This is a genomic window from uncultured Nostoc sp., from assembly GCF_937863485.1.
In the GTDB taxonomy this organism is placed as follows: domain Bacteria; phylum Cyanobacteriota; class Cyanobacteriia; order Cyanobacteriales; family Nostocaceae; genus Nostoc.
In genome coordinates this window covers 17,917-30,224 of record NZ_CALMFY010000246.1, presented here as the reverse complement: position 1 = coordinate 30,224, position 12,308 = coordinate 17,917, and the positions used below count along the sequence as shown (strand labels likewise).

The following is a 12,308-nucleotide window of genomic DNA, read 5'->3' as shown; positions in this document are numbered from 1 at the left end:
GGATTGGGGATTGGGGGCAGGAGAGTAGAAACCAAAGGCTCATTAACGGAGTTCAAAGACTCATTAACGGAGTTCAAAGACTCATTAACGGAGTTCAAAGGCTCATTAATGGAGTTCAAAGGCTCATTAATGAAGTTCAAAGACTCATCCTCTATTCTCAATGCCCAATGCCCAATGCCCAATTCCCAAAGAAATTAATTCTTTACCGTCTGGAACGTCTGCGTAACCGATCAATTGTTACTGCCAAAATAATTACTAGTCCTTTGACGACTAGCTGCCAGAAGTAAGATAGGTTCAACAGAGTTAAACCGTTGTTGAGAATAGCAATGATTAATGCACCTAGAAGTGTGCCGCCTATGGTACCAATACCGCCTGTGAAGCTGGTTCCACCAAGAATAACAGCTGCGATCGCATCTAATTCGTAACCTTGACCTACGATGCCACTAGCACTATAAAGACGGCTGGCGCTCATGATTCCTGCTAAACCTGCCAGTAATCCACTAATACCGTAGACGAATAACAAGACACGATTAACTTTAATCCCAGTTAATCTGGCTGCCCGCTCGTTACCACCGACAGCATATATCTGCACTCCTAAAACAGTTTGCCGCAGCACAAACCAGCTAACTATCACAGTCAGTAGCGCAATTATTACTAACCAAGGAAAGGGGCCAATATATGTATTACCCACCCAAGCAAAATTTATGTCACGGTTAATCAGCGTTGTCCCCTTGGCAACTAAAAAGGCAACACCTCGCAAGGCTGTAAGTGAACCCAGTGTGACAATAAAAGGTGGCACATCCAAAAAGGTAATGAGAGCGCCGTTGAGTAAGCCTAAAAGCAATCCTGCTAGCAATGCAGCAGGTACAGCCGCCCAACTTAAAGTCGGTAGTAGTGATACCAGCAGGGCAACTACGGCAGAAACAGCCAATATTGACCCAACGGAAAGGTCAATACCTCCGGTGAGAATTACAAAGGTCATTCCTGTCGCCAGCACAATATTGATTGATGCCTGACGCAAGATATTAACGATGTTACCGCCTGTGAGGAAGTTGGGAGAAAGGAATGCAAATAAGATGCAGATAATTACTAGGATTGGCAGAATACCCGCAACTTCCAGTAGAGTGCTAATTGATTTCCGGTTGCGGGATGTGGGATTGTTTGCTAATTTCTTGGCAGGCGGTCTGACTGTCTGACTCATGATTCTAATACCTCCGATGCTCCAGTTGCATAGTGCATAATTTTTTCTTGGGTAATTTCTTTACCAAGACTGCCGTCCAGTTCGCCTACCAGCTGGCCTTCTCGCATCACTAAGACGCGATCGCTCATGCCGACAATCTCCGATAGTTCGCTGGAAACCATTAAAATAGCAACACCTTGTGCTACTAATTCGCTCATAATTCGGTAAATTTCGCTTTTAGCACCGATATCTACGCCACGTGTCGGCTCATCTAACATCAGTACTTTGGGCTTAATGGCTAACCAACGTGCTAGCAGTAGTTTCTGCTGATTACCACCAGAAAGATCGAGCGCTCTAATTTCCAAATTGGCTAGGCAGATATTAAAGTTTTCCACCGCCTCTGTTGACAGCCGATTCACTGAAGGCCAGTTAACAATTCCAGCCTTTGCATCTTGCTTGAGTGTGTTAATGGCAATATTCTTGCGGGAACTCATCTCCAGAAATAAACCTTGGTCTTTGCGGTCTTCTGGGACGTAGCCAATTCCCGCAGCGATCGCATCACTGGGGGTATTAATTTCCAGTTTTTTGCCATTCAAAAATACTTCACCACTGGCTTTACGGTCTGCACCAAAAATCAGCCGGGATAGTTCTGTGCGTCCTGCACCAACCAGCCCTGCTAAACCCAGAATTTCTCCAGCATGAAGTTCAAAACTAGCCGGCTCAACCTTCTTACGCGCATCGCTCATATTTCTGACTGACAGCACGACTGGCCCCGGATTCATTTGCCGTTGATGTTCGTAAAAGTCTTGCATGGAGCGACCGACCATCATCTGCACCAATCGCTGTGGAGAAATTTCACTGCGTGTCAGACTGCCAATATATTGACCATCGCGCAGTACGCTAATCCGGTCAGCTAGGGCATAGATTTCTTCCATGCGATGGCTGATGTAGATAATGGCAATGCCATCACGCCGCAGTTTGCGAATTACCTCAAACAAATGGTCACTCTCGCGGTCAGACAGGGCTGCTGTTGGCTCATCCATTACCAAAACGCGGCTTTTGTCTTTTAATGCTCTGGCAATTTCTACTTGCTGCTGTTCTGCGATCGACAAAGTACCAACTACAGTCTGCGCTGTAAAATTGGCTCCAAGGCTTTCCAGCACTTGCTCTGCTTCCAGGTGCATCCCTTTGCGGTCTAAAAACTGACCTCGCCGCAACTCGCTACCCATAAACATATTTTCGGTAACGGTTAAATTAGGTGCAACATTCAGTTCTTGATAAATAAGATTAATCCCCGCCTTGCGTGCTGTCCCCGGATCGGTAATTTTCAGGGGTTGACCATTGATGCGAATTTCTCCTTCATCAGCAATGTAAGCCCCAGCCAGGATCTTCATCAATGTGCTTTTGCCTGCTCCATTTTCACCCATGAGGGCGTGAACTTCTCCTGGATAAATCGTGAGATTAACATTTTGGAGCGCAGATACACCATGAAATCGCTTGGTAATCCCTTGCATTTCTAATACAGGGGTGGTGGTTGGTGCATCAGGAAATGAGGTTTCAGTACTTTTTGTCATCAACAGTTCCTCTAAAAACAATTTAAAAGTTGCAATTGTGAGTTAGAAATCAATAAACTCAAAAATGATCTGAAATTAAAATCATCACAAAATCATGTTTTAAAACCGACCACTATCTGGGAAACTTGTAAACTTTGTCTTTCAACATTTAGAAAATTTCTCAGATGCACATATATACATCATGAGTATGCACCAAAAGACTCAACTCAGATTAGAAATAATTTTTAATTGCAAATTCACAATTTTTATTATTTACCAGCCTTTTTCTGTGCTGACATTATCTTTTGTGATCAACTTAACTGGAATCAGAATGGTAGGTGACTCAGGTTTTTTACCATTTAAGATGTCGTTGCCAACCTGAACTGCTTTTTGGGCCATCCCTCGTGGATTTTGAGTAGCAGTTGCGGCATATAAACTATCTTTAGAACCGATCGCAGTGATTGCTTCTGGCGCACCATCAACCCCTACAATAAAGAAATCTTTACGTCGTGCTTGCTTTGCTGCTAGTTCTGCGCCAACTCCACTCGGATCGTTAATGGCAAAAACAGCATCAATTTTCGGAAAGGTTGTGAGCAAATCAGTCATAACTCTAAGTCCTCCATCCCGACTACCGTCTGCATTCTGGTTTTTAGAAAGGATTTTGATATCGGGATATTTAGACAATACATTCTCGCAGCCACTAACTCGCTGAATCACCGAGTCCACTGGCGGCCCATTAACTATTACTACATTGCCTTTACCTTTGAGGCGGTCAGCAATATATTTGCAACTAACTTCTCCAGCTTGGATATTATTAGTAGTGATAGTGGCATCCACACCTCCCTCTGCACCTGTATCTACAGCAATGACAATTCTACCTGCTTGTTTTGCTCTTTGAACTATTGGTCTAATTCCACTTTTATCAGCAGCATTTAAAACAATGATATCAGCATTTGCAGCAGTAAAATTTTCAATTTGATTGGCTTGTTGGTTGAGGTCATAGGCACTGGAAGCTACAATAACGGTGACATCTTTTCCGCCAATTCTCTTCGCTTCTGCCTCAACTGCTTGTCCCATAACGACGAAGAAAGGGTTACTTAGATCGCCAACGGTGAAGCCAACCGCTCGTAATTTTCTATTCCCAGTGGCGGTTTTAATTTCTGCACTAGTATTGGTAGCAGGTTTAATATCAGTGTTAGTAGCAGTGTTGCCATCGGGAGAACCATTTGTACAGCCGACAAGGTTACCACTGATGATACCTAGTATGCTAGCTGCAATTACGCGAAGCGCAACACCAGAGGTAAACGCAATCTTTTTCACATTCATATATCTCCTAAAAGTCATTCTTACTTACACCAAATTTAGAAACGATGTATTGTTAAAAAAACAGAGTAAAGTATTGTAACCCTCCTGTACCATGCCTTTTCTGCGTGTTGTAATTACTAATTACCAGCCTTTGTAACTGCTAAGGTTCTCTCTAGTAACCAACTTGACTGGAATTAGAATCTCAGATGACTCAGGTTTTTTACCTTGGATGATATCGTTGCCAATCTGAACCGCTTTTTGAGCCATCCCTGCGGGATTTTGAGCAGCAGTTGCAGCAAATACACCATCTTTGTCTTCCATTGCTTTGGTTGCATCTGGTGATCCGTCAACCCCAACAATAAAAAATTCTTTACGTTTTGCTTGTCTAGCTGCTAAATCTGCACCCACACCGCTTTGATCGTTAGTGGCAAAAACGGCATCAATTTTCGGAAAGGTTGTGAGCAAATCGCTCATCACTCTCAGCCCTCCATCCCTAGTCCCTTCGGCGTTTTGGTCTTTAGAGATGAGTTTGATCTTAGGATACTTGGACAATGACTTCTGGCAGCCACTGACTCGCTGATTTATTGAGTCCATCGGAGTTCCGTTGAGGATGACTACACTACCTTGACCTTTGAGGCGATCGGCAATATATTGGCAAGCAACTTCTCCAGCTTGGGTATTGTTGGAACTAATCATCGCATCCACATCTGCATCAACGGCTGAATCTACCGCAATTACAACCTTACCTGCAAGCTTTGCTTGGTCTATTACTGGTTTAACTCCTTTTTTGTCAACAGCGCTGAGGATAATTAGGTCAGTATTCGCAGCAGTAAAATTTTCAATTTGGTTAGTTTGTTGGTTCAGGTCAAAGCCACTGGAAACCGCATTAACTCTGATATTCCCCCCAATTTTCTGGGCTTGTATCTCAGTTCCCTTCTGCACTGCATTATAGAACGGGTTACCCAAGTCACCAAGAGCAACGCCGATTGTCTGCAATTTTCTATTTGGACTACTAACCTGACTCTCTAAAATAGTGTTGGTAGCAGTGTTAGTAACAGTATTACTAACAGTGTTGTTATTTTGAGCGCCATTAGTGCAACCAACAACAGCAAAACCTAATATACCAACTATGAGCAAAATTCTCTTGATATTCATCTATTTATGACAACGGATTAAAATTTTAAAAAAATTAGTAGAATATAAATTTGCCAATATATCACAATATGAGCTAGGTCTAAAAACTTCAGACATAACCTAGCATTACTGCTAGTTTTGGCAATTTAAACTCCTCTAAAACGTCTTATAATGTGATGTGATTGAATTTAGTGCTATTAGTTTACCTAAATTAGATGTTTTGTTTATTAAAGCAAAACGATGAACGCTACACTACATCAAAAAATCACATTTTTTTTAAAAATACATTTGAAGGACGTAAACTCAAAGCAGGTTCTAAGTAAAAACTTTAGCACCTTATATTATTTAACGGCGAATTTGTATTTTGTTTTACATTCCTTTAGTTTAACCTGCATTATTATAAATATGATCCCCGTTTATCGAACTTTACAAAACAAATAAAACTCTTCCATTTCTACCTAACTCAAGCTTTTTTTTCAGAGTATTTGCCAAAAACAAGTAGCTTTCATCTGAGCTAAATTTTAAGAAAGCTAACATATTTCACTCAAGTTTAATTAAGAAAACTTAATATCATAGAAGGAAAATATTTACTTTTAAATCTATCTTTTAGGGGTAGAAAGTTACAGACCATCACCATATATAAAAATCCTGTTGCCTTATTTTCAGAGTTGACTCAAATATGCTTATCAAGTGCGCTTAGTTGTTATACTAAGTAGCCATTAGTCTTGTTATATCTCGACCAATTCTTTGGATAGAGTCGGAATGAACACCAAACATGTCATTCTCGACCCATTACTGCTGTTGTCAAGATGTGAAAGAACGGACGTGATCAGTATTAGGGAAAAATAATCGCAATCTCCACAACCCCAATCAGTTATAATATCTATAGGAGATTTTTAAATTATTTGCCTTTGCTATTAGCGGAAATTTATAATTTTAAGGTTGAGGGGAAATATTTAGCCATTAAATCTTCATAGTAAGGCTTTAAATTTTGCCAATCAGGAGGATTAGGGTTCTTTGAATACAAATCATAGGGATTAAATAACTTCACCCATTTAAACATTTCTTTATCATGTTTATCCATCAAATGTTCGTAAGCATTTTCGCGATGTTGAGGATAAAATGAGTGATAGCGGAGGATGTACAATGCAGATTCGGGCAAATAGTTTTTCATCATGTAATATACATACTCATCATGTCCCCATGACATATGTACATTACTCAAGCCACAATTCGGCTCGTAAACACCATATGTAGTGTTATATATAGAGTTATTGTAATCAAGGTTTTCTTTAAAAAATTCCGAGAAAACAATTTTATCAGAAAATGCACAACCCACAGGAAAGGTATCGCCTACTGTAGCCCATTGGGGTTCACCAAATAAACAAAGTACCTTCCCCATATCGTGAAACAAGCCAGTAAGTACCATCCAGTCTGGGTGACCATCGGCGCGAATGGCTTCTGATGTTTGCAATAGGTGCTGTAACTGATCTAAGTCTGTATCAGGATCTGAATCATCAACCAATTGATTCAAAAATTCCAATGCATCCCAGACAGACATTTCTTTCTTATCCAACTTCAAAAAGTGTTCTTTTTTCTCCAATACAAAATTATAGGTTTGATTAATATGATTTAACCGATAGAACTCTTTCACCGTGTCTCTAATCGGCGCTTCGTAATTCCTGTACTCTTCGGTGGTTTTACCTTCTTTAACTATGCTGTCCGGATCGGGATAGCGATTAAGTAAGTCTTCTTCCCATTCTTCTAGCGAATGTAAAGGATTATTTTGAGCTTGGTCGATGGCATTACTTAGAGTTTGAGACATATCTTTTGAGTTGTCGATATTGATTTGTTAAATGGTACTTTCACGCTCCATATTTTGCACACGTGTGCAAGTAAGATTATTTTTGCACAGGTGTGCATGAAATGCATGTTAAGTTTTTTATCATGCAGTTGTAACCAATAAGCTAAATTCCTAAAGTCGTTCTAATGTTTTGGACAATTACCTGGGGTGGCTGTGCAACATCCATAGATATAGTGTCTAATGGTTCTTCAAGAGTTATAAACTGGCTGTTGAGGAGTTTTTCGGTCATGTAGTGATTGTGACGCTCTTGCAACCGCATTTGAATCAACTCATAAGACCCTTTGAGGTAAACTAGCTTGATGCGATCGCTATCCAATACCAAAAATTGCCGATAGCTGGCTTTTAAAGCCGAACACGCCAGCACTACATTTTTATTTTCTTCCAGCCAATGTTTTATGGCTGTTTGCAAATCTTGCAACCAAGGCGTCCTGTCAGCTTCACTCAGAGCGATACCGCGCCGCATTTTCTCAACATTCTCTGGCGAGTGGAAAGCATCAGCGTCGCTAAACTCCCAGTCTAACGAGTCTGCTAGCAGTTTTCCTATGGTAGTTTTGCCAGAACCGGATACACCCATTACGACAATAATCATAGACGGCTTTTCCCAGCAATTTTAAGAGTGATTGAGTAGCATTTGAGTAGCATAAATCAAAACTCTGGGCACTCAGCCGAAATTATTTCTGGGTAGCAGTAATACTTCAAGACCGTAACCACGTCATCGCCAATCCACAACGCCACCTTATCTGGTGTGACTCCAAAGGCGATCGCCAACGTAGTAAACTTAATTAAATTGTCTCTTAGTAAGCGGCTCTAGTACAACACGGCGTAAATAGAGCAACCATTTAAAAACCCTAAAAAGCCTATTCCGTAATACTTTTGACTTTTGAATGAGTGACTTCCGCCTTGCGGTACTAGCCCTATTTTAAGGACTAAAAGTCCTTACTACAAACCTTTAATTATTCACGCCCACTTACTTAGCACCAGTCAATATACTTTCGATATCTGCTATCTGTACCACTCCTGAAACAGTTGGACTATTAATTACAAAGAAAGGTGTGCCAGAAACAGCTAATTTCTCTGCTAATTGGATATCTTTTGTAATGGCGGGAGTAGCAAGAGTAAGATCACGTTTAAATTTATCCAAATCTAGCTTCAGTTTTTTAGCAATATCTAAATATAATGCCTCACCTAATTGCTTTTGATTAGTAAATAGCGCATCATGATATTCCCAAAATTTGCCCTGCTGATATGCTGCCCAAGCCGCTGTCGCAGCTGGCAATGCTTCAGCATGAATTGAAGTCAGCGGTAAATTCTTGTAAACTAATCTTACTTTATCTGGATACTTTACTAACAATTGTTTCAATGTTTTATGCGCCTCAGCACAATAGGGACATTGAAAATCTGAAAATTCTATTAGCACAGTTTTTGATTGAGTTGAACCTGTGGTGGGAGACTCACCAATTACTGTTTGAGGATTCGTCTTTAAATCCTGTAAAAATGCTTGCTGTGCTTGCTTTGTTTTCTGTTGTTGTTGCTGCTGATAGGCTTGAACAGATTCGATAATTGCCTCTGGATGTTCGCGGAGAATTTGTAATACTTGCTGTTCCAGTTGCGGATCAATGCGGCTAGCAGCTTGGGCAGTAATTGACCAGGTGACAACAACTAAACATAGCAGACCTATTGCTGTCCAAGTACGCACATACTTAAACAAGGGACTAAACAAATCAAATAATATACCCATAAATACTTCTTCCAGGGGATTCTATACATTACTTTTTACTTGTTAAAAAGATCCAGCAATCATCCCAGCAAGTAAAATAAAACCAATCCACACGTTTTGCCGGAACATTTTACCATAAACAGGATTAGGTAAGTCTCGCTGTCTTAATCGCAGAGACTGCCAAATCCATCCGATAGTAGCAACTGCAAGGCTAATCCAGAAGGCTAAATGTAAATGTATAAGCACACCTAACCAAGCCAATAACAAGATTGTGCCAGCAAAGAAAATTCCAATAGCTACAGGGGCATAATTCCCAAAAAATAGAGCGCTAGAATTAACACCAATGCGGCGATCGTCTTCCTTGTCGCTCATGGCGTAAAGTGTATCAAATCCTAATGTCCACAGTACAGTCGCGCCCCAAAGTAACCAAGTTGGTTGGGAGATGGTTTGTGTCACTGCACTCCAGCTAATCAATACCCCAAAACCCCAAGCGATGGAAAGCACCAGTTGCGGCACAGGAAACACCCGCTTTGCGCCTGGATACAGTAAAATTACAGGGACTGCTGCCACACATAACCAAAAACTCAGGGGGTTAAGATAAAAGGCCAGGATAGCTGCACATGCTAACGATACGATCGCGACTACAATCCCAACTTTCACAGACAGGGCGCGAGAAGCCAGGGGGCGATCGCGTGTTCTCTCCACATGTGGATCAATATCCCGATCCCACAAATCATTGACAACGCACCCAGCCGCACTCGTGGCGAGAGTACCCAATATAATCACACCAACCAGAGGCAAAGGCGGTTTCCCAGAAGCTGCCAAAAACACAGCCCAAAGGGCAGGAATCATTAAGATTAAGCGTCCTTCTGGTTTATGCCAGCGCAAAAGTCGGATAATTACAAGCCAAACTGGTTGCTGAGGGCGTTCTGGCGTCGTTAACATAGAAATCAACAAATAACTTTAGATAGATGAATTCACACATCTTTACATCTATAGAATAACGTTATTTGATATTTATAAAAACATGCCTCTATTCGCCGAATTATGCCAATAATACAGCATCAATCCAGCAGATAACAGGCTATTCCAATTTTCTATTTTTTAATTCACACATCTTTACATCTCTTTACATCTAAAGAATAACGTTATTTGTTATTTGTAAAAACATAACCCCAAGTGGCAACTTAAAATATCTTTAAATAGTCACTACGGTTAGAAACAGTAGGGTGAATATACTTAGCTTAGTTCCCCTCGACCAAAAATGAAGAGTGCTGAGTATTTTTTAATTTACTGAGTACGGGCTAAACCCTAGCTATCTGCTAACAGCACTCAGTTTGAGCAAGTGTATTGCAACAAATATCAGTGCCAGCTACCCCGACATATCACCGTTTGCCATCATTTCTTATAAAGAGAGAAAACTAGATGCTGAATTTAGTTTCGGCTAGCTGGGAGAGTGTTCCAACTCAACCACCTAAGCAAGATCGGATTATTGCTGCCATTGACTTGGGAACAAATTCTCTACACATGGTAGTAGTCAAAATTGATCCCACACTACCAGCCTTCAGCATTATTGCCAGAGAAAAAGAAACCGTGAGACTTGGGGATCGCAATCTTACCACTGGGGAACTCAAACCAGAGATAATTAAAAAGGCGATCGCGGCTTGTGGACGCTTCCAAGAAGTTGCCAAAACTATCAACGCTGAAACAATCATTGCTGTGGCAACTAGTGCTGTACGGGAAGCCCCCAATGGGAAAGATTTTTTGCACAGAATAGAAACAGAGTTGGGTTTAAGCGTTGACTTGATTTCTGGTCAAGAAGAAGCGCGACGAATCTACCTTGGCGTGCTGTCGGGGATGGAATTTCACAACCAGCCCCACATGATTGTTGATATTGGCGGTGGTTCCACAGAGTTAATTTTGGGCGACAGTCACCAAGCGCGTACTCTCACCAGTACCAAAGTCGGTGCAGTACGACTCACTAGCGAGTTAATCACCACTGATCCCATCAGCAACACTGAGTTTCAGTATCTGCAAGCCTATGCACGCGGGATGTTAGAACGTTCCGTGGATGAGGTACTAACAAACCTCGAACTTGGAGAATCTCCGCGTTTAGTGGGTACGGCTGGCACAATTGAAACCCTAGCGATGATTCATGCACGAGAAAAGTCGGGTGTTATTCCTTCCACTCTCAATGGCTACCAGTTCAGTCTTAAAGACTTGCGAGAGTGGGTAAATCGCTTGCGGAAACTGAGTAACTCAGAAAAGGCTGGGATTCCCGGTATGCCAGATAAGCGGGCTGAAGTTATACTCGCTGGCGCAGTGATATTACAGGAAGCGATGACCCTTTTGGGTAGTGAATCGGTCACAGTCTGTGAGCGTTCTCTGAGGGAAGGCGTAATTGTAGACTGGATGTTAGCCCACGGTTTAATTGAAGATAAGCTGCGCTACCAAAGTTCAGTTCGGGAACGCAATGTTCTAAAACTCGCTAATAAATACCACGTCAATTTAGAATACAGCGATCGCGTGGCAGCATTTGCCCAGAGTTTATTTGACCAAACTCAAGGTACATTACACCACTGGGGATCTGACGAGCGACAACTACTGTGGGCAGCTGCAATCTTACACAATTGCGGTCATTATGTCAGTCATTCGTCTCACCACAAGCACTCTTACTATCTAATTCGCAATGGTGAGTTACTCGGTTATACAGAAACTGAGATTGAAATCATTGCCAATTTAGCGCGTTATCATCGCAAATCGCCGCCCAAGAAAAAACATGAAAATTACCAGAGTTTGCTGACTAAACAGCAGCGACAAATGGTCAGTCAACTGAGTGCGATTCTGAGATTGGCAGTGGCATTAGATAGACGACAAATTGGTGCGATCGCTCAAGTGCAATGTGAGTGTTATCCACAATTGAGGCAGTGTAATTTACTAATATTCCCATCTCAACCTAATGATGACTGCGCCTTAGAACTCTGGAGTTTAGAATATAAAAAAGGAGTGTTTGAGGAAGAATTTGGTGTAAAATTAGTAGCGATTTTAGAAAAGTCTAGCGTTGCTAGCTTCTCCTAAAAACTAGAAATTAGGGTGCGTTAATGCTGTGTAACGCACCTGCTGAATAAAGTATAAGCGCTCATATATGCGCCACTACAAATTATTTGTGATTTACGCATATGCTTTCAAAATTTTAGTGAAATTATCATATGCTTTTTCATCATACTTAAGGATGAATTTATCAACTACCCAAAGAAGTAAGTGGGCAAGAATAAATCAAACTATGTTACACAATGTAAATTTATTAAATTTGCTCTGAGCAAGGGTTTTAGCACTTATTGCAAACCTTTAATTGTTTACTGCTTACTTACTTAGTTTAAAAACAAAAATTAGAATTATAATTAGACTAGAGTTAACAATCTATTTAATGTAGGTTATGTTGCTATAGGATATCTAAGCTGGGAAAACTTAGATATCCTTTTATGAAATTTCAATCAAGCAGGCTAAATTGCTCAGTTTTTTCCATTGGAGAATACTTAGGCTTCAGCATGTAGC

General features: G+C 41.0%; 10 protein-coding genes. 2 read left to right on the top strand and 8 right to left on the bottom strand.

The window, feature by feature from the left end; translation table 11 throughout:
• The first annotated feature begins 3 nt into the window (after positions 1-3).
• Positions 4-198: a hypothetical protein gene (locus tag Q0541_RS33905; protein ID WP_298921438.1), complete on the top strand. Its 195-nt coding sequence runs from the start codon at positions 4-6 to the stop codon at positions 196-198.
• Positions 199-202: 4 nt separating this feature from the next.
• On the opposite strand, the gene Q0541_RS33900 is transcribed toward Q0541_RS33905, so the two are convergent.
• The 8 genes from Q0541_RS33900 to Q0541_RS33865 all read right to left on the bottom strand — a co-directional run bounded on the left by Q0541_RS33900 (position 203) and on the right by Q0541_RS33865 (position 9,698).
• A complete protein-coding gene (locus Q0541_RS33900) occupies positions 203-1,201 on the bottom strand; it encodes a ribose ABC transporter permease (protein ID WP_298921436.1) in 999 nt (332 codons plus the stop codon).
• The gene (locus tag Q0541_RS33895; RefSeq protein ID WP_298921433.1) at positions 1,198-2,754 is read right to left on the bottom strand and encodes a sugar ABC transporter ATP-binding protein; all 1,557 of its coding nucleotides are present in this window, start codon (positions 2,752-2,754) and stop codon (positions 1,198-1,200) included. The genes Q0541_RS33900 and Q0541_RS33895 overlap by 4 nt, the downstream gene beginning before the upstream one ends.
• Positions 2,755-3,006: 252 nt before the next feature.
• On the bottom strand, positions 3,007-4,059 hold the full coding sequence (locus Q0541_RS33890; protein WP_298921431.1) for an ABC transporter substrate-binding protein: 1,053 nt from the start codon (positions 4,057-4,059) through the stop codon (positions 3,007-3,009).
• Positions 4,060-4,179: 120 nt separating this feature from the next.
• Positions 4,180-5,193 (bottom strand): ABC transporter substrate-binding protein, encoded by a 1,014-nt coding sequence (locus Q0541_RS33885; RefSeq protein ID WP_298921429.1) that lies wholly within the window; start codon positions 5,191-5,193, stop codon positions 4,180-4,182.
• Positions 5,194-6,100: 907 nt separating this feature from the next.
• Positions 6,101-6,997: an inositol oxygenase family protein gene (locus tag Q0541_RS33880; protein ID WP_298921427.1), complete on the bottom strand. Its 897-nt coding sequence runs from the start codon at positions 6,995-6,997 to the stop codon at positions 6,101-6,103.
• 142 nt (positions 6,998-7,139) lie between these two features.
• On the bottom strand, positions 7,140-7,625 hold the full coding sequence (locus Q0541_RS33875; RefSeq protein WP_298921424.1) for a gluconokinase: 486 nt from the start codon (positions 7,623-7,625) through the stop codon (positions 7,140-7,142).
• Between the two features lie 378 nt (positions 7,626-8,003).
• On the bottom strand, positions 8,004-8,774 hold the full coding sequence (locus tag Q0541_RS33870; protein WP_298921422.1) for a thioredoxin domain-containing protein: 771 nt from the start codon (positions 8,772-8,774) through the stop codon (positions 8,004-8,006).
• Between the two features lie 42 nt (positions 8,775-8,816).
• Positions 8,817-9,698 carry a 4-hydroxybenzoate solanesyltransferase gene (locus Q0541_RS33865; protein ID WP_298921420.1) on the bottom strand — a complete coding sequence of 294 codons (882 nt, stop codon included), beginning with the start codon at positions 9,696-9,698 and terminating at the stop codon, positions 8,817-8,819.
• A 480-nt stretch (positions 9,699-10,178) separates the two neighbouring features.
• Here Q0541_RS33865 and Q0541_RS33860 point away from each other — a divergent pair, with 480 nt between their 5' ends.
• A complete protein-coding gene (locus tag Q0541_RS33860; protein WP_298921418.1) occupies positions 10,179-11,831 on the top strand; it encodes a Ppx/GppA phosphatase family protein in 1,653 nt (550 codons plus the stop codon).
• Positions 11,832-12,308: the final 477 nt, after the last annotated feature.